We start from the raw sequence: 19,061 nt of genomic DNA, 5'->3' as shown, positions 1-19,061 counted from the left end.
TGGTAAGGCGGCACGGCTCCCGCTATCCTCCGGACAAAACGACAAGGCCGTAACGCTGTAAGGAGGAGCCCCATGCCGAGACCGACACGCCGCATCGCGCCACGCGCTGCGATCGCCACCACCCTCGCCTTCCTCACCCTCGTTTCTGGAGTCCGCCCCGGCATGGCCGAGACCTTCGCCTATGTCGGCAACGCCGACAGCAACGACATCAGCGTGTTCAAGCTGGCCGAGAGCGGCGAGATGACACCGGTGCAGACCGCCGCCTTCACCGGCGTCGACAAGCCCGGCTCGTCGACACCGCTCGCGATCACACCCGACCACCGCGTGCTGATTGCCGGCGTGCGCTCGCAACCATTCCTCGCGGTGAGCTTTGCGATCGATCCCAAGACGGGCCAGCTCAGCCCTCTCGGCAATGGTCCGCTTGCCGACAGCATGGCGAACATCGCCGTCGACAGCACTGGCAAATTCCTGTTCAGCGCCTCCTATGGCGGCAACAGGGTCGCGCTGAATCCGCTCAGCCCGAACGGCGTCGCCGGCGAGCCGAAGCAGGTGATTCCGACCGGGCTGAATGCGCACGCCTTCCTGCCCTCGCCCGACAACCGCTTCGTGTTCGCGACCAATCTCGGTTCGGATCAGGTGCTGACCTTCGCGTTCGATGCAGTCGCGGGCACGCTGGCGCCGAGCGATCCGCCGGTGACCAAGGTGCCGGAGAAATCGGGACCGCGGCACTTCGTGTTTCATCCCAACGGCAAGTTCGTCTATCTCGTCCATGAGCTGAACGGCGACGTCGCGGCGTTCAGCTATGAGGCCAAGAGCGGCGCATGGGACGAGATCCAGCGCACCACCGCGCTGCCGGAAGGCTTTACTGGCAAGCCCTGGGCCGCGGACATCCACATCACCCCGGACGGCCGCTTCCTCTACGCCTCCGAGCGCACCACCAACACGCTCGCCGGCTACAAGGTCGACGCAACAAGCGGCAAGCTGACCACGATCGGCAGCGTGCCGACGGAGAAGCAGCCGCGCGGCTTCCACATCGATCCGTCGGGGCGTTACCTCGCCGCAGTCGGCGAGCTCTCCGACAGCATGACGGTCTATGCGATCGACCAGAGCAGCGGCGCGCTCGCCAAGCTGAAATCCTATCCCACCGGCAAGAAGCCGAACTGGGTGGAGTTCTTGACGCTGCAGTGAGGCTACTTTCCTACCCTCCCCTGGAGGGGTCCGAGACGAGCGTAGCTCGCTCGTGGGTCGCTAGGCATTGAGCGAAGCGAAATGCGTAGCGGGGTGGGGTGACGGCCTCTCCGCCTCGCACACTGCCCGAGTGGAGAGATCACCCCACCCCGCTCGCGCTGCGCGCGATCGACCCTCCCCCTCCAGGGGAGGGTAAGAGACGGCGAACCTCTTCGTCCTTGCCACGACTAATCCAACAAGCGGCATCGCGCCGCCTGCGCTGCGGCATTCTCATCCGGCCGGCCCATGGTCCGCCGCGGTTGCTTCTGCTAACGATGAGGCCGTCAAGGCCCCAACCGGAATGACCGATGCGTTCATTGCCTGCGCGTTCCTTTCCTAAAAAACTCGTTGCTCTCGCCGGACTGGTTCTGCTGTCCGCCCAGCCCGCGCGCGCCGCCGATGACGACGCGCCCAAGGGGCCCGCGGTCACAGTGCTGAAGGTCGCAAAATCCTGCTTCTCCGACATCGTCGAGGCCACCGGCACGATCATCGCGCGCGAGGAGACCTCCGTGCGGCCGGAACGTCCCGGCCTGAAGGTCACGGACGTGCTGGCGGAAGCCGGCGACACCACCACGGCCGGCCAGGTGCTGGCGCGGCTGGCGCTGCCCGAAGGCGGCACGCTTCAGGTCACCGCCCCCGTGGCGGGCGTGATCGCGACGTCGACCGCGCAGATCGGCAACCTCGCCTCGGCCAAGGGCGAGGCGCTGTTCACGATCGTGGCGCGCAGCGAATATGATCTGGTCGGCCTGGTCGCGACCACCGATATTCGGAAGCTCGCGGTCGGCCAGCAGGCGACGGTGCGCATTGCCGGCGCGGGCGATCTCGACGGCAAGGTGCGCCGCATCGGACCGACCGTCGAGCCGAACATCCAGCAGGGAATGGTCTATATCGGCATCTCCTCGCAGAAGCGGCTGCTGCTGAACGCGAGCGGGCGCGCGCTGATCAAGACCGGGCAGAGCTGCAACGTCGCGGTGCCGCTGACCTCGGTGCAGTATTCCACCGCCGGCACCGTGGTGCAGGTGATCCGCCGCAACCGCGTCGAGACCAAGCGGGTTGAGATCGGGCTGATGTCGGGCGGCAATATCGAGGTTCGCGACGGCCTCAACGAAGGCGATATCGTCGTCGCCCGCGCCGGCGCGATCCTGCGCGAAGGCGATCCGGTGCGCCCGGTGATGGCCACGGAAGCCGCGAAGTAGGGCTCGCCTCAACCGTCATTGCGAGCGAAGCGAAGCAATCCAGAATCTTTCCGCGGAGAGACCCTGGATTGCTTCGCTTCGCTCGCAATGACGATGTGGGGGCAGTGGTGCGTTACACACGCAGACCGTAGGGTGGGCAAAGCGACTTGTCCGCCGTAGCTCGGCGAGCGAAGGCGGAAGCGTGCCCACGTCTTCTATTGAAATCTCGAAAAGATGGTGGGCACGGCGCTTTGCGCTTTTGCCCACCCTACAATTTGCGGCTAGCCGCCGGCTGCTTCGCCGAAATGGACGTCCTCGAGCAGCGAGGAGGAGATGGTCGGGACCTGGTCGCCTTCGGAGGCGCGGGAGATGGCGACGCGGGTCTTGTTGAAGACGCTTTCGGCGCTGCCCTGCGCATTGAGGTTGGTGAGGAACTCGCCGACCAGCACGCTGTACTCGCCCTTGCCGTCGTCGACGACCTTGCCGGGCGAAGCCGAGGAAAGGATCAACGCGTTGTCCGTCGCGCTGATCGGTGCAAGACCATGGCTGTAGGAGCGGAAGCGGCGCTCGTAGGGGTTACGGCGGGAGGCGTCGACGACGACGAGCTTGGCCTTGGCGCCCTGCTCCTTCATCATGTCGAGCACGCCGTCGATGGACACGCCCTGGCGGCGGACGTCGCTTTCCTTCCAGATCACCGCATCGACCGGCAGCATGTAGCTCTCGCGGCCGGCCTGCACGCCGTAGCCGCCGAAGAACAGCATGACGACGGTGTCGCGCTTGATCCGGGACTTCAGGCGGTTGACGGCGCGGACCATGTCGTCCTTGGTCGCGTCTTCCACCATATCGACGTCAAAGCCGTTCTTACGGAGCGACGAGGACAGCGCGCGGGCGTCGTTGATCGACTGCGTCAGCGGCGCGCTGGCGTCGGGATAATGTCCATTGCCGATGACGAGGGCGAGGCGGGACGACTGGCCGATCGAGCCGGTGACCTCGTCGGTCGCCACGGCCTTGGCGGCATCGATCGCGCGCATGTTGAGGGCAGCATGGGCGCCGATCACGAGCGACACCGTGCCGATGAGGGCTGCGGCCACCGCGATCGTGCGTCTGGAAAGCTCGAGCTGCCTTACATTCATCTCGGTTCGTTCCTGTGCCAAAGACCAGCCAAGCGCGCGCACAATGTTTGAGTAGCGCGATGGTGGCTTCAGGTTTGAGGGATTGGCCGGGGATGTGCCCCCGAACTGCGCGCAATTTGCGGCGCCGCACCAAACAAAGCCTTAACCGGATATCTCCTCCCCGGCAATAGATCGCCCAAAATTTGAGCTAAGTGACTGAAGATATTGGTTAATCCTCCGAGCAGAATTTGCACGTCTTTTCGTCGCGAGCCCCTTGTAACGGCCTTAATCATGCAGCTCCCGTGCCGGATTTTTCCGTGACCGCCATCACATTTGAATTTCCCGCGAATCCGGGTAGCTTTTTCAAAGACTTGCAGGGGGTGGCGCGCAGATGGGAGCGTGCCGGCCGGCCCCTGGCCAAGACCCCGCGACCAGGTATTTCATGAGCTTTCATTATTTTGCCGGCGCTGCCTGCCGGGCGCTGACGGCGCGAAAAGACGGCCCGTCGCTTTATGACGTCTGCGATCCCGTATTGTCGGGCCCAGCCAGCGGCGATCCGCATCTGGCCAAGTTCTACAAGACCGCGCTCGGCAATCCCGCATTGCGGATCCTGCTCGGTCGCGCCGGGCTGCCCGAGTTGCGCGACGAGGCGAAGCTGACCCGGCTTCGCACGGCACTGGTGCGGGCACGCGACGACGCCGAGCCCGACTGGGCGGCGATCGGCCAGCCCGTCGCCGATCTCGTCGACAGCATCGCGCTCGACCATCCAAAGCCGCCGCCGGCGATATTCACGGGCCTAGCGCCGCAACAAGCGCAGATCGACGGCGTGATCCGCGACTGCGCGCAGCATCTGCTCGGCTCGTACCGCAAGAACGGCTTCCTGCCGACCTATGCCGCCTTCAACCTGATCGGCGACCCCGATGTCCGCGGGCGCGAGCTGACCATGGCGCTGACGGGGCTGAACGCGCGCGGCTACAAGAACTCCTCGCTGCTGTTCAACCTCGCCCGCGTCTTCATCGCGCGTTCACAGGCAGCAGCCGTCGTCAATCCGCCCTGGAGCGGCATTGCCGAGCCGATGTGGGAGCCGGTGCAGATCCGACACCGCTCGGCCTATTACGACGCGTTCTTCATCGAGGCGCTGCTGAGCTATGTCGAGACCGGGCTCGCTTCGCCGGCCGACAAGATTGCAGCCGAGCGTGCGATCGCCGACATGGTCGATTTCTGCGTCAACATCAGCCGCGAAGAGGTCGAGGGTATCGACGGCACACGCTTCAACGTCATCACCGCGCTCGCGCCGGCGCCGCATCCGCGCTTCTCCCGCTTCTTCGCCCAGATCAAGCAGGACCTCGGCTTCGGCGTCTACGTGCCGGATTGCGACACCACGGCGTGCTCGATCTCGGCAGCGACGCAAGCCGGCTGCACCGATCCGATCATCGACCAGCCGCTGCTGGACTTCTATTCGGGCTATCAGGTGCTCGCCGGCGTCAACGAACCGCGCGTGACCGTGCCGCTCAACGACAACATCGACTACGAGGGCGGCGTCGCGACCTGGATCGATAACCTCAAAGGCGAGCGGCCCTACGGCAACGATCTCGATCCGACGCTCAATCTCGACATTCTCGAGGTCAGCTTTCGCAACCTCGCGCGCTGGAAGATTTTGGAGACGCCGGCGCGGCTGGCGACCGTGCATCGCATCATCGGCTTCCAGAAGCGGCTCGCCGCCAACGGCGCCTTCGCCAATCCGCGCTCGCACATCTATTATCTGCCCGAGCTCTACAGCGCCTATTTCGGCCGCTGCTATGCGGCCTTCCTCGCACTGCCGCTGGCAGCACAGGCCGCGATCGACCCCGACGGCGATTTCGATTTCATCCGCCATCGCGTGCTCTCCTACGTCAAGGGCGAGCTGATGGCCGCGGAGATGAACGTGTTCGACGCGGCGCTGGCGCTGATCGCGCTCGGCCATCTCGGCGCCGACCCGCGCGCCTTCGCGCCGGCGCTGAACGTGATCGTCGCGAGCCTCGGCGAAGGCGGTCGCCGCGGCCCGTTCCGCGCCTATGAATGGAACAAGATGAAGACGCCGACGCGGATTCTGGTCGGTGGTCCCGAGGTGACGTCGGCCTTCGTGCTGATGGGGCTGGCCGTGGCGAAGCGGGCGATGGCGGGGCGGGGGTAGGTCTCGTAGGGTGGGCAAAGGCGCGCTCTTCGCGCGCCGTGCCCACCATCCGCCACCGCGCTGGACATGGTGGGCACGCTTCGTTTTGCCCACCCTACGAGACCGTCGTGCAATGACGGGAAGTTGAAAGCTCAATCGTTGGGCAGGCGCTGGCCGGGCGGCCAAAAGCCGACCACAATTGCGACGTCTATCGAGATTTTCCTCACACGCGGACCGGCATGTTGCGAAAATTCCTGATTGCGCTGTCTTTGCTCGCCATCCCCTCGCTGGCCCAGGCCGCCGACATCACCGGCACCGCAAAGGTCCGCTCCGGCGATTCCGTCCTGATCGGGAACACGCGGGTCCGGCTTGGCGGCATCGACGCGCCCGCGGTCGACCAGCTCTGCCTCAATACAAAAACCGAACGCTGGACCTGCGGCATCGCGGCGCGCGACGAGCTCGCCAAATACACCGAAGGCAAGAGCTGGGTCTGCCACGCCCGCGCGATCGACCGGCGCGGCCGCACCGTGGCGCGCTGCGAGGTCGGCGGCGAGGACATCCAGAAATGGCTGGTGCGCAGCGGCTGGGCACTCGCCTACACCCGCGTCTCTCACGACTACGAACCCGATGAGGCCGCCGCGCGCGAGGCCAAAGCCGGCATGTGGCAGGGCGCCTTCATCGCGCCGTGGGACTGGCGCGTCCGCAACAAGAAAACCACGATCCTGGGCGCCACCAAGCCGCCCGAGGGCGCGCATGCGGTGCTGCTCGCCTCGGCCTCCGGGCCGGTCGCGCCCTCGCCGGACTGCACCATCAAGGGCAACGTCAACACCGCCGGCGAGTGCATCTATCACCAGCCGACCAGCCGCTGGTACACCCAGATCAAGATGAAGATCAGCAAGGGCACCCGCTGGTTCTGCTCGGTGGAAGAGGCCGAAGCCGCCGGCTGCCGCGAGACCAAGAGATGAGTGCATGGTCCTGAAAAGTGTGAGGCGGTTTTCCGACAAGACCATGCTCGAAACAAAAACCACCCCAGACCTGCGTTTTGCGTGCTTTTCTTGGGCTTCCACGGCGCGTAGAACGTGAGTCAGCGACCCACCAGCCTGTTCTCAAGCAACAAGGACCAACAGCAATGACCGTTCGCGCGGGCCGGGAATTTCTGGCCATCCCCGGGCCCACCACGATGCCCGACGAGGTGCTGCAGGCGATGCATCGTCCGGCGATCGACATCTACTCCAAAGAGATGCACGAGCTGACCGATACACTTCTCGCAGACATCTCGAAGCTGTTCGCGACCAAGGGCAAGTCCTACATCTACATCGCCAACGGCCATGGCGCCTGGGAAGCCGCGCTGAGCAACGTGCTGTCGCGCGGCGACAAGGTGCTGGTGCTGGAGAGCGGGCGCTTCGCGATCGGCTGGGGCAACGCCGCCGCCCTGATGGGCGCCGAGGTCGAGGTGCTCAAGGGCGACTGGCGCCGCGCGGTGCGGCCGCACGAGGTCGAAGAGCGCCTGCGCCGCGACAAGGAGCACACCATCAAGGCCGTCGTCGTCGTCCAGGTCGACACGGCATCGGGCGTGCAGAACGACATCGAGGCGATCGGCAAGGCGATCAAGGCCAGCGGCCATCCCGCGCTGTACATGGTGGACACTGTCGCCTCGCTCGGCTGCATGCCGTTCGAAATGGACAAATGGGGCATCGACGTCGCGATGTCCGGCTCGCAGAAGGGCCTGATGACGCCGCCCGGCCTCGGCTTCGTCGCGGCGAACGCGCGCGCACTCGAGGTGCAGAAGAAGGCCAACATGTCGACGCCCTATTGGAGCTGGAGCGAGCGCGAGGGCAGCGAGAATTATCGCAAATATGCCGGCACCGCGCCGGTGCATCTGTTGTTCGCGCTGCGCAAGGCGATCGACCTGCTGCACGAGGAAGGGCTCGAAAACGCGTTCCGCCGCCACAGCCTGCTCGGCGAAGCCGCGCGCCGCGCCGTCTCCGCCTGGTCGGAAGGCCAGGTGCTCGGCTTCAACGTCGCGGAGGCGAGCGAGCGCTCCAACACCGTGACCACGGTGACCATGAGCAATGGCCACGATCCGGCGCTGCTGCAGCGCTATTGCAAAGACAAGTGCGGCGTCGTGCTCGGCACCGGCATCGGCGATCTCTCCGGACAAGCCTTCCGCATCGCCCATATGGGCCACGTTAATGCGCCGATGCTGCTCGGCACGTTGGGGGTGGTCGAGATCGGGCTGAATGCGCTGAAGATCCCGCACGGCAAGGGCGGGCTGGAAGCCGCGGTCGCGTATCTCGGCGAGCAGGTGGCGGTCTAGACGCGCTTTCTTCCTTCTCCCCTTGTGGGAGAAGGTGGCGTAGGCGGCCTTCGGCCGCCGTTCTTAGGAACGCCGAAGCGAAGCTTCGGCTATGGCGCCGGATGAGGGGTTGTCTTGGCGAACTCAATTGCGAGATGGACTCGCGGATAGATACCCCTCACCCGTCTCGCCGCTACGCGGCGAGCCACCCTCTCCCACAGGGGGCCTGTTGCGTAATTCGTCAATTGTGATTCCCTAGGGCAAAGCCTTGGAGGGTAGCGATGGCGGTCAAGCGGACGGGACAGCCGAGCTTTGTGGAAGCGCTGATGCCGAAGGGGGCCGGCGCCAATGCGGCGCTGGATCGGCTGGCTGGCCTGGTCAAGTGGTACCGGTTCGAGAAGCTGATCGGCCATTTGCGGGATGAAGGGAGCCCCGGTCGACCAGGCTATCCGGTGCTGGTGCTGTTTCGTGCTGTGCTGTTGCAGTCGCTGTATGGTCTTTCGGAGCGCGAACTCGAGGAAGCGCTGGGCGACCGGTTGTCGTTCAAGCGCTTCGTCGGTTTGAGCCTTGAGGATGCGACGCCCGACCATACGGTCCTGAACCGCTTTCGGAACCAGCTTGTCGAACAAGGCCTGCTGGAGAAGCTGTTTGGTGAGCTGGATCGTCAGCTTGAGAATGCCGGCGTCATCCTCAAGCGCGGCACGATGCTGGATGCGACCTTGATCCAGGCGGTGTCGGCTCCTCCGAAGGAGGATCGCCCCTCAAACGATCCCGACGCCCGCTTCACCAAGCGGCAAGGCAAGAGCGGCACGACGTTCGGTTACAAGGCCCATGTCGGTGTCGACGAAGGATCCGGCTTGATCCGCACGGTACTGACCACACCGGCCAACATCAACGACACGACACCGGCGGACGCTTTGATCCGCGGCGATGAAGCTGCGGTGTGGGCCGATGCGGCTTACGACACCCATGCCCGACGGGCCCGGCTGAAGGCGGAGGGCAAGAAACCCCGCATTGCTCGTCGGCCCAACCGGCATCACCCGGAGTTGCCGCCGAGGCTCAAACGCTACAACCTCCTCATCGCGCGCCGCCGAGCCCAGGTCGAGACCACCTTCGCTACTCTCAAACGCCGCATGCGGCTGACCTGCATCCGCTACGTCGGTCTGATCAAGGCGACCGGGCAAGTTCTGCTCGCCTCAATCGCCTTCAACATGAGGCGGTGGGCCACGATCGCCGCGTGAGCTGCCCGCTGAGGGCAACAACTACAGATCTTCGCAGGCATTGCCAGGACCAAGGCCTTCTCTCCTGACGTCTTCAGCCTCAAAAGCCGATAACGCAACAGGCCCACAGGGGGAGAGGGGGAAAGGTCAGCGCTCCACGCGATAGGCCTCGACCTGAGCTTTCAGCGCATCCAGCGACGCGAGCGGCGCCTCAGGATCGACGCGATACTCTCCACGCGCCAGCCAATTCAGCACCTTCGCATCGACCGCCGGCGAATGGTGGATGACGTCGCTGTAGTTATCGAGATCGTGCGTCACCGCCCTGATCGCGCGGAAATCGTACAGACGCACATTCGGAAGCTGCGTCAGCCGCTCGGCGATGCGCGCGGTGAGGTCGGTGACGATCTTCAGCGTCGCAGGCGAGGCATCACGCATCGCCACGAACTGCAGGATCGAATAGGGCGGCAAGTAGATGTCGAAGGTCACGTCCGGATGACGCGTGATCAAGCCGACGGCGTCGCGTTCGAAATGCCGGAGCATGGCGTCGTAGCCATAGCCTTCGCCAAGGAAGCGGCTGCGCACGGGGCTCGTGATGTAAGCGAACGAGGCAAGCGTCTTCTTCGCATTGTAGTCACGCGCGACGTCGAAATCGCGCGGCAGCGCGTAGATGTCGTCGACGTCGGACAGCGCGAACTTGACGGGGAGAAACGGCGCCGCCTGGGTCAGCTTCTGCTGCAGCGGCGGGATCGACCGCAGCAGCGCGAACAAGGATTCCTTCGCCATCGCGGCGCTGAACAGATAGGACGCGATGCCCTTCGTTGTCTGGCGATAGAGATCGACGGACAGAAAGGGATCGGCCTCGATATCCGCCGCATCGACAAAGATGAAATCGTCCATCGCCCAGATCACGCGCCGGGCGCCGCGCTCGATCGCCCGCTCCAGCACAAAGCCCTGCTGGCGCGAATTGGACCCGGTCATCGCCAGCTTGAGCGAGTGGACGCCGAGCGCGCGATCGATGTCGCTCTGGCGGAAACGGATCGCGAGCGAGGTGCCCATGAAGGCGGTGTCGAACGACTGGCTGCGGATCAGCCCGGCATTCTGCACGCGCGTGTCGTCGGAATAGAAGGCCAGTCGCGACGGGCGAAACAGTTGCAAGGGATCGACGAGATAGGTGAGTACCGCCGCGCCCAGCACGCAGGCGATGCTGGCGAGCAGAAGACGTCTCAGATGTATGAAATTGCCTCGCATCAGAACCGGAAATAGATGAATTCGCTGTGGCTCTGGATGCCGAGAATCCCGAGAGCGAGCACCAGCGCCGCGCCGTAAAGGAACAGCGGTCGCATCCGTCCTGCCGGCAGGGCCTCGCCGACCCTGCGATTGTCGTGATCGTATCCCATGATCGCTTGCGTGTTCGGCGACATCCACACCAGCGCGGCGTAGATCGACACCAGAACCAATGCGGCGATCTCCTCGCGGCCGAGGACGATATTCGACGGATCGGCCATCGCGTGGAGGACACGCAGCGCCCAAGTAACGCTCTCGGCGCGAAAAAAAACCCAAGCCACGACGACGGCGAGGAACGTCAGCACGGCTCCGACGATGCGGACCGGACGCACGAGCAACGTCGGGACGTTGGGCACCAGCGCGTTGAAGGCATGATTGACGCAGAGATAAGCGCCATGCAGCGCGCCCCAGGCGACAAAAGTCCAGGCCGCGCCGTGCCAGAGCCCGCCGAGCAGCATCGTGATCATCAGATTGACGTAGCGCAGCACGCGGCCGCGGCGATTGCCGCCGAGCGAGATGTAGAGATAGTCGCGCAGGAACTGCGACAAGGTCATGTGCCAGCGGCGCCAGAACTCGACGATGCTGGTGGCCTTGTAGGGTGAGTTGAAATTCACGGGCAGGAAGATGCCGAACATCAGCGATATCCCGATCGCCATGTCGGAATAGCCGGAGAAGTCGAAATAGAGCTGGAACGTGTAGGCGAGCGCACCACACCAGGCCTGATCAAAGCTCGGCGAGCGCGCCTCGAAGGCGAGCGCCACCAGGGGCTGGATGCCATCGGCAAGGCAGGTCTTCTTGAACAGGCCGATCGCGAAGATGACGATTCCGCACAGGATCAGGTGTGCGTCCGGATACTTGGTCTCCTTCCGCTCGAATTGCGGGATCATGTCCTTGTGGTGGAGGATCGGCCCCGCGATCAGGTGCGGAAAGTAGGTCACGAACAGCGCGTAGTGCGGCAAGGCGTAACGCGCGACCTGGCCACGATACGCATCCACCAGGAACGCGATCTGGGTGAAGGTGTAGAAGGAGATGCCGACCGGCAGCAGGATGTGGACCGCAACATGCGTACCGGCCAGCGCATTGATGTTCTCGGCGACGAAGCCGGCATATTTGAAGATGCCGAGCACCAGGAGGTCGCCGACGACGCCGAGCGCGAGCGCCGCCTTTCGTTGCATTGGGGCGAGCTTCGCCGCGATCAGGAGATAGCCGACGCCGTAGTTGAAGGCGATCGAGACCAGCAGCAGGCCCACGAACTGCCAGCTGCCGAAGGCGTAGAAGGCGAGCGAGGCCAGCGCCAGCCAGATCACCGGCGCCAGATTGCTGCGCCGCCCGAGCCAGAAATAGCCGGCCAGCACGGCCGGTAGGAACAGCAGGATGAACGGGTAGGAATTGAACAGCATCAGGCTGGACCGGCGGCGGGGGGTATCGCCCCTAAAGCATACAAGGGGGCGATCAACAACCCGGCGACTTGGCGCAGTCCTTGGCGCAGCGGCGCTGGCAATTCGCGGAATCGGGACGATATAAGGTGGAATACGGCGAGCGATGCGGCGCGCCTTTCTTCTCCCTCTCCCCGTTCTTACGGGGAGAGGTAAAGAGGGAACGCAGCGCGAGTACGAGATGATGAGGACCGAGTGACACAAGCCAAGACACCTTCCCAGCCCCCCGTCGCCCCGCGCCGGCCGCATTCCTTCACGCGGCACGGGATCACCGTGGCCGACGACTATGCCTGGCTGAAGGACGAGAAATGGCAGGAGGTGCTGCGCGATCCCGCCGTGCTCGATCCCGACATCCGCAAATATCTCGATGAAGAGAACGGCTACACCGAGAGCCTGCTCGGCCACACCTCGTCGCTTCAGAAGACGCTGGTGCGCGAGATGCGCGGGCGGATCAAGGAGGACGATTCCAGCGTGCCCTCGCCCGACGGACCGTTCGCCTATTTCCGGAGGTTTCGCGAGGGTGGGCAGCACGAATTGTTCGGCCGCATGCCGCGCGACGGCGGCGAGGGCCAGATCGTGCTCGACGGCGACGCGCTCGCCAAAGACCACAAATACTTCAAGTTCGGCGGCAGCCGCCACTCGAACGATCACAAGCTGCAAGCCTGGAGCGCCGACACCAAGGGCTCGGAATATTTCTCCATCCGCGTCCGCGACTGGGCCACGGGCAAGGATCTTGACGATTTGGTCGAGGAGACCGACGGCGGCATCGTCTGGAGCAAGGACTGCAAGAGCTTCTTCTATGTGAAGCTCGACGACAACCATCGCCCGATGCAGGTGTGGCTGCACAGGCTCGGCACCAGGCAGGCCGACGACTCGCTCGTCTACGAGGAGCAGGATTCCGGCTGGTTCACCCATCTGCATGAGAGCACCAGCGGCCGCTTCTGCGTGATCGCGGGCGGCGATCACGAGACCTCGGAGCAGCGGCTGATCGATCTCGCCCACCCCGAAGCGCCGCCGCGCCTGGTCGCGGCGCGCGAGGACGGCGTGCAATATTCGCTGGCCGACCGCGGCGACGAGCTCTTCATCCTCACCAATGCCGATGACGCCATCGATTTCAAGATCGTCACCGCGCCGCTTGGCGCACCCGAGCGCAAGAACTGGCGCGACCTGATCCCGTATCGTCCCGGCGTCTACATCATCGACCTCGATCTCTATGCCGGCCATCTGGTGCGGCTGGAGCGCGCCAATGCGCTGCCGTCGGTCGTGATCCGCGATCTCGCGACCAGGGACGAGCACGCCATCGCCTTCGACGAGGCGGCCTATTCGCTCGACACGATGGGCTCCTACGAATTCGACACCACGAACTTGCGCTTCGCCTATTCGTCGATGACGACGCCGTCGGAAGTCTACGATTACGACATGGTCAAGCGCACGCGGACCTTGCGCAAGCGCCAGGAGATTCCGTCCGGTCACGATGCGGCCGACTATGTCACGACGCGCATCATGGCCAAGGCGCATGACGGCGCCGAGGTGCCGGTGTCGATCCTCTATCGCCTCGGGCTGAAGCTCGATGGCTCGGCGCCGCTGCTGCTCTACGGCTACGGCTCCTACGGCATGGCGATGCCGGCCTCCTTCAACGCCAACCGCCTCTCGCTGGTCGACCGCGGTTTTGTTTACGCCATCGCCCATATCCGCGGCGGCGCCGACAAGGGCTGGGGCTGGTATCTCGACGGCAAGCGCGAGAAAAAGACGAACAGCTTTGACGATTTTGCGGCCAGCGCGCGGGCGCTGATCGATGCGAAATACACCAGCGCAAAACGCATCGTCGGCCATGGCGGCTCGGCCGGCGGCATGCTGATGGGCGCCGTCGCGAACCGCGCCGGCGAATTGTTCGCAGGCATCGTCGCCGAAGTGCCGTTCGTCGACGTGCTCAACACCATGCTTGACGACACGCTGCCGCTGACGCCGCCGGAATGGCCCGAATGGGGCAACCCGATCGAGAGCGAAAAGGATTTTCGCACCATCCTGTCCTACTCCCCGTACGACAATGTCGCGGCGAAGGACTATCCGGCGATCCTCGCGATGGGCGGCTTGACCGATCCGCGCGTGACCTATTGGGAGCCGGCCAAATGGATCGCGCGCCTGCGCGCGACCATGAGCGGCGGCGGCCCGGTGTTGCTCCGCACCAACATGGGTGCCGGCCACGGCGGCGCATCGGGGCGGTTCGACCGGCTGGACGAAGTCGCGATCGTCTATGCGTTCGCGCTTTGGGCAGCGGGGATGCCGGAGGCGTGACCTTGTAGCCCGGATGGAGCGCAGCGAAATCCGGGATTCGTGCAGACGGCAAGACCGCCCCGGATTGCGCTGTGCTCCATCCGGGCTACGGGCCTCTCCCCGCACGCGGGGAGAGGCGAAGGAATTCGGCAGCTCTGTAGGGTGGGCAAAGGCGCATCGCGCCGTGCCCACCATTTTTCAGCAATTGCGACGAGAGCGGTGGGCACGCTTCGCTTTGCCCACCCTACGGCAGCTTAGCTGGTCAGCTCTGCCTCACACCGCCCCATGCGCCTCGACGTACAGCGCATACACCGAGTGGCTGCTCGCCATATAAAGCCGGTTGTTCTTCGGGCCGCCGAAGCAGAGGTTGGCGCAACGTTCGGGCAGCTTGATGAAGGCGAGCGGCTTGCCGTCCGCGTTGAACACCATCACGCCGTCGAGATCTTCCGACTTGCCCCTGAGCTGAAAGACCTTGCGGCCGCCGATGTCGGTGGGTTCGGATTGCAGCGCGCCGTTGGAGCCCCAGCCGCACCAGAGATTGCCGTCGCGATCGACGCGAAAACCATCGAGCGAGGCCTGGTCGGCGGCATCGATCAGCTTGGTCTTGCCGCTCAAGCTGCCGTCGTCGCCGACATTGTAGCTCCAGATGCTGCGGTTGGGCGTGCCCTTCCATTCGACGATGTAGAGCTTCTTCTCGTCCGGCGAGAAGGCGAGGCCGTTGGGATTGACGAGGTCGGTGAGGACGGCGCTGATCTTGCCGTCCTTGGCGATGCGATAGACGTTGGTGGTGGCCTGCTCGGACTTCTCCTTGTTGCCTTCCCACTCGCCGTTGATGCCGAACAAGGGATCGGTGAACCAGATGCTGTCGTCGGACTTCACCACGATGTCGTTCGGCGCGTTCAGCCGCTTGCCCTCGAACTTGTCGGCGAGAACCGTGATTTTGCCGTCCTTCTCGGTGCGGGTGATGCGGCGGGTGACGGAGTGCTCGCAAGTGACGAGGCGGCCCTGGCGGTCGCGCGCATTGCCGTTAGCGTAATTGGCGTTGGCGCGGAACACGCTGGTCTGCCCGGTCTTCTCGTCGAACTTCATGATCCGGTTGTTGGGAATGTCCGAGAACAGGAGATAACCGCCCTCGGGGAAATAAGCGGGGCCTTCGGCCCAGCGCATGCCAGTCGCGACCTGCTCGACCGTTGAGGAATAGAGCCGGTATTTTCCAAAGCTCGGATCGAGGATCTGGACGGCGGGATCGGGGTAGCGCTGGTTGGGCGTGAACGGAAACGACTGGGCACCGGCGGTGCGGGCGAGAAGTGCGGACGCCGCCGCCGCACCGGCGCCGGCCATGAGACTACGTCGCGTGAGATTCATAAGTATCCTCCCTGCTCGATAAAAGGCCGGCGCTTGATGCGCCGGCTCGTTTCTTGACGTGACTTAGCTTCGACCTAGCGGCCGTTCTTCTTCCGCCATTCCGCGAAGTCGGTGAGCGTCTGCGGATCGGTGGCGGGATAGAGCCCAAAAATGCCGCGGCCGTTGCCGACTTCCTCGGTGACGAAATCCTCGAACGCCGTCATCTCAAAGGTTTCGTTCGCGATCTCGTCGGCGAGATGCGCGGGGATCACGATGACGCCGTCGCTGTCGCCGAGAATGACGTCGCCCGGAAATACCGGCGCATCGCCACAACCGATCGGTACGTTGATCTCGATCGCCTGGTGCAGCGTGAGATTCGTCGGCGCCGAGGGGCGATGGTGATAGGCGGGGATGCCGAGCTTGGCGATCTCGGCGGAATCGCGAAAGCCGCCGTCGGTGACGACGCCGGCGACGCCGCGCTTCATCAATCGCGTCACCAGGATCGCACCGGCCGAGGCCGCGCGCGCGTCCTTGCGGCTGTCCATCACCAGCACGCTGCCGGGCGGACAATCCTCGATCGCCTTGCGCTGCGGGTGGGAGCGGTCCTTGAAGACGTCGATGGTGTTGAGATCCTCGCGCGCCGGCATGTAGCGCAGCGTGAAGGCCTCGCCGACCATGGTCGGCTGGTCGGCGCCGAGCGGGTGCACGTCCTGGATCATCTGGATGCGCAGCCCGCGCTTGAACAGCGCGGTGGCGACGGTGGCGGTGGAGACGGATTTGAGTTTTGTGCGGGTGGCTTCGGTGAGTTTTGTCATGTGTATCCTCTTGTCATTCCGGGGCGCCGCGCAGCGGCGAGCCCGGAATCCATCGGGCCGCACGCAACGCGGTGAAATGGGTTCCGGGTTCGCGCTACGCGTGCCCCGGAACGACGGTCAGTAAATCGACGGCTCGCCGATCGGCGCGCCGAAATCGGTCTCCAGGAAGTCGAAGTCGCAGCCGTCATTGGCCTGCTTGATGTGTTTGGTGAACATCCAGCCATAGCCGCGCTCGAAGCGGCGCTCGGGCTGCTTCCAGGCGGCGCGACGCTTTTCGAGCTCGGCTTCGGACACATCGAGGTTGATAGTGCGCGCGGCGACGTCGAGCGTGATGCGGTCGCCATTCCGCACCAGCGCCAGCGGGCCGCCGACATAGGATTCGGGCGCAACGTGCAAAATGCAGGCGCCATAGCTGGTGCCGCTCATGCGCGCGTCCGAGATCCGCACCATGTCGCGCACGCCCTGCTTCACGAGCTTGGTCGGGATCGGCAGCATGCCCCACTCCGGCATGCCCGGCCCGCCCTGCGGCCCTGCATTGCGCAGGATGAGGATGTGATCCTCGGTGACATCGAGGTTGGGATCGTCGACCGCCTTCTTCATCGACGGATAGTCGTCGAACACCAGCGCAGGCCCGGTGTGCTTGAGGAAGCGCGGCGCACAGGCACTCGGCTTGATGACGCAGCCATCGGGCGCGAGATTGCCCTTGAGCACGGCGAGCGCGCCTTCCTTGTAGATGGGGTTATCGACGCCGCGGATGACATCGGCATTGTGCACTTCGGCGCCTTCGATGTTTTCGCCGACCGTCTGGCCGGTGACGGTGATGCAGTCGAGATGCAGATGCGGCTTGATCTGGCTCATCAGCGCCGGCAGGCCGCCGGCATAGAAGAAGTCTTCCATCAGATAGGCATCGCCGCTCGGTCGGACGTTGGCGATCACGGGCACCTTGCGGCTCGCCTTCTCGAAATCGTCGAGGCCGATGTCGAGGCCGGCGCGGCGGGCCTGCGCGATCAGATGGATGATCGCGTTGGTCGAGCAGCCCATCGCCATGGCGACCGCAATCGCGTTCTCGAACGCCTTGCGGGTCTGGATCGTCTTCGGCGTCAAATCCTCCCACACCATCTCGACGATGCGCCGGCCGCATTCCGACGCCATGCGGATGTGGTTGGCGTCGGCGGCCGGAATCGAGGAGGCGCCGGGCAGCGTCATGCCGATCGCCTCGGCAATCGCGGTCATGGTCGAGGCGGTGCCCATGGTCATGCAGGTGCCGTAGCTCCGCGCGATGCCGGCTTCGATATCGAGCCAGTCCTTGTCGGAGATCTTGCCGGCGCGCCGCTCGTCCCAGTATTTCCAACCGTCGGAGCCCGAGCCGAGCGTCTTGCCCTTCCAATTGCCGCGCAGCATCGGACCCGCGGGCAGATAGATCGCGGGAATGTTCATCGAGGTCGCGCCCAAGAGCAGCGCCGGCGTGGTCTTGTCGCAGCCGCCCATCAGCACCACGCCGTCCACGGGATGGCTGCGCAACAGCTCCTCGGCATCCATCGCCAGAAGGTTGCGGTAGAGCATCGTGGTCGGCTTCAAGAGCGATTCCGACAGTGACAGCGCCGGCAGCTCCAGCGGGAGGCCGCCGGCCATCAGGATGCCGCGCTTGACGTCGTCGACGCGCGACTTGAAGTGCATGTGGCAGGGCTGCGCGTCCGACCAGGTGTTGAGGATCGCGATGATCGGGCGGTCCTTCCACTCCTCCGGGGCGTAGCCCATCTGCATCGTGCGGGAGCGGTGGCCGAACGAGCGGAGGTCGTCGGGCGCGAACCAGCGCGCGCTGCGGAGCTGGTCGGGCGTGATTTTCTTCTTGGTCATGATTGGGTGCCCCATTTCTGGACGGTATTCCGCTCGATGGCGCGGAAGATCAGGTTCTCGACAAAAAGCCCGATGATAATCACCGTCAAGAGGCCCGCGAACACTGCGGGTATGTCGAGGAGATTGCGGTTCTCGAAGATGAACCAGCCGAGCCCGCCCTGCCCCGAGGACACGCCGAACACCAGCTCGGCCGCGATCAGCGTGCGCCATGCAAAGGCCCAGCCGATCTTGAGGCCGGTGAGGATCGAGCCGAACGCCGCCGGGATCAGGATTTTCGCGACATAAGGCAGCCCGCGCAGGCCGTAATTGCGCCCGACCATGCGCAGCGTGTTGGACACGCTCTTGAAGCCGGAATGGGTGTTGAGCGCGACCGGCCACAGCACCGAATGGATTAGCACGAAGACCAGGCTGCCATTGCCGAGCCCGAACCAGATCAAGGCGAGCGGCAACAGCGCGATCGCCGGCAACGGGTTGAACATCGCCGTAACAGTCTCGAGGAAATCGGTGCCGATCCGCGTCGAGATGGCGAGCACGGTGAAGATCGCGGCGAGCACGATGCCGGCCGAATAGCCCATGAAAAGGACTTTCAGCGAAGCCCAGGCGCGCATCGGAATGGTGCCGTCTTTCACGCGGTCCCAAAGCGTCACGATGGTGTCGTGCAGCGTTGGAAACAGCAGCGGATTGTCGAGGGCGACGCCATAGGCTTCCCAGACCGCTGCCAGAAACAGGATGATGACGGTCTTGCGGACAAAACCGTCGTTCCACAACAGCTCCGGCACGCTCAGCTTGCGCTCGACCTCGCCCGCACCGCCGGTCGCGGCAACCGACGCGTCGCGCAGCAATATTCTCGCCTCGCCCATGACAGGCTC

Annotated in this window: 14 protein-coding genes; 7 read left to right on the top strand and 7 right to left on the bottom strand. The window is 64.5% G+C overall.

The annotated features are described in order from the left end of the window. Positions 1 to 72 precede the first annotated feature (72 nt). Both AB7531_RS02840 and AB7531_RS02835 read left to right on the top strand, forming a co-directional pair. On the top strand, positions 73 to 1,188 hold the full coding sequence (locus tag AB7531_RS02840; protein ID WP_063980485.1) for a lactonase family protein: 1,116 nt from the start codon (positions 73 to 75) through the stop codon (positions 1,186 to 1,188). Positions 1,189 to 1,535: 347 nt separating this feature from the next. Then, positions 1,536 to 2,423: an efflux RND transporter periplasmic adaptor subunit gene (locus AB7531_RS02835; protein WP_063980484.1), complete on the top strand. Its 888-nt coding sequence runs from the start codon at positions 1,536 to 1,538 to the stop codon at positions 2,421 to 2,423. Between the two features lie 260 nt (positions 2,424 to 2,683). Here the strand turns inward: AB7531_RS02835 and AB7531_RS02830 are convergent, their stop codons facing one another. Beyond that, positions 2,684 to 3,535: a caspase family protein gene (locus AB7531_RS02830; protein WP_063980483.1), complete on the bottom strand. Its 852-nt coding sequence runs from the start codon at positions 3,533 to 3,535 to the stop codon at positions 2,684 to 2,686. Between the two features lie 421 nt (positions 3,536 to 3,956). On the opposite strand from AB7531_RS02830, the gene AB7531_RS02825 reads away from it, so the two are divergent. From AB7531_RS02825 to AB7531_RS02810, 4 genes are all read left to right on the top strand, one after another. Beyond that, the gene (locus AB7531_RS02825) at positions 3,957 to 5,687 is read left to right on the top strand and encodes a hypothetical protein (RefSeq protein ID WP_063980482.1); all 1,731 of its coding nucleotides are present in this window, start codon (positions 3,957 to 3,959) and stop codon (positions 5,685 to 5,687) included. Between the two features lie 218 nt (positions 5,688 to 5,905). Continuing rightward, positions 5,906 to 6,631, top strand: coding sequence for a thermonuclease family protein (locus AB7531_RS02820; protein ID WP_063980481.1), 726 nt, complete (start codon positions 5,906 to 5,908; stop codon positions 6,629 to 6,631). A gap of 164 nt (positions 6,632 to 6,795) precedes the next feature. Then, positions 6,796 to 7,983, top strand: a complete 1,188-nt coding sequence (locus tag AB7531_RS02815) for a pyridoxal-phosphate-dependent aminotransferase family protein (protein WP_063980480.1) — start codon at positions 6,796 to 6,798, stop codon at positions 7,981 to 7,983. Between the two features lie 260 nt (positions 7,984 to 8,243). Then, complete coding sequence (locus AB7531_RS02810; protein ID WP_166348444.1) at positions 8,244 to 9,203, top strand: IS5 family transposase; 960 nt, start codon at positions 8,244 to 8,246, stop codon at positions 9,201 to 9,203. A gap of 126 nt (positions 9,204 to 9,329) precedes the next feature. Here AB7531_RS02810 and AB7531_RS02805 read toward each other — a convergent pair whose 3' ends face one another. Next, positions 9,330 to 10,430, bottom strand: coding sequence for a hypothetical protein (locus AB7531_RS02805; protein WP_063980478.1), 1,101 nt, complete (start codon positions 10,428 to 10,430; stop codon positions 9,330 to 9,332). Beyond that, positions 10,430 to 11,866, bottom strand: coding sequence for an MBOAT family O-acyltransferase (locus tag AB7531_RS02800; RefSeq protein WP_063980477.1), 1,437 nt, complete (start codon positions 11,864 to 11,866; stop codon positions 10,430 to 10,432). Before AB7531_RS02800 ends, AB7531_RS02805 begins: the two co-directional genes overlap by 1 nt. Positions 11,867 to 12,097: 231 nt before the next feature. Here AB7531_RS02800 and AB7531_RS02795 point away from each other — a divergent pair, with 231 nt between their 5' ends. Then, positions 12,098 to 14,197: a S9 family peptidase gene (locus AB7531_RS02795; RefSeq protein ID WP_063980476.1), complete on the top strand. Its 2,100-nt coding sequence runs from the start codon at positions 12,098 to 12,100 to the stop codon at positions 14,195 to 14,197. Positions 14,198 to 14,449: 252 nt separating this feature from the next. On the opposite strand, the gene AB7531_RS02790 is transcribed toward AB7531_RS02795, so the two are convergent. From AB7531_RS02790 to AB7531_RS02775, 4 genes are all read right to left on the bottom strand, one after another. Further along, positions 14,450 to 15,541, bottom strand: a complete 1,092-nt coding sequence (locus AB7531_RS02790; protein ID WP_063980475.1) for an SMP-30/gluconolactonase/LRE family protein — start codon at positions 15,539 to 15,541, stop codon at positions 14,450 to 14,452. A 74-nt stretch (positions 15,542 to 15,615) separates the two neighbouring features. Then, positions 15,616 to 16,335: a ribonuclease activity regulator RraA gene (locus AB7531_RS02785; RefSeq protein WP_063980474.1), complete on the bottom strand. Its 720-nt coding sequence runs from the start codon at positions 16,333 to 16,335 to the stop codon at positions 15,616 to 15,618. A 117-nt stretch (positions 16,336 to 16,452) separates the two neighbouring features. Then, on the bottom strand, positions 16,453 to 18,192 hold the full coding sequence (araD, locus tag AB7531_RS02780) for an L-arabinonate dehydratase (RefSeq protein WP_063980473.1): 1,740 nt from the start codon (positions 18,190 to 18,192) through the stop codon (positions 16,453 to 16,455). After that, complete coding sequence (locus AB7531_RS02775; protein ID WP_063980472.1) at positions 18,189 to 19,052, bottom strand: ABC transporter permease; 864 nt, start codon at positions 19,050 to 19,052, stop codon at positions 18,189 to 18,191. Before AB7531_RS02775 ends, araD begins: the two co-directional genes overlap by 4 nt. Positions 19,053 to 19,061: the final 9 nt, after the last annotated feature.

Source organism: Bradyrhizobium sp. 63_E2_N1_3 (assembly GCF_052076005.1).
Lineage (GTDB): Bacteria > Pseudomonadota > Alphaproteobacteria > Rhizobiales > Xanthobacteraceae > Bradyrhizobium > Bradyrhizobium barranii.
The sequence above is the reverse complement of the archived record's forward strand: the minus strand, read 5'-3'. Positions and strand labels throughout refer to the sequence as shown.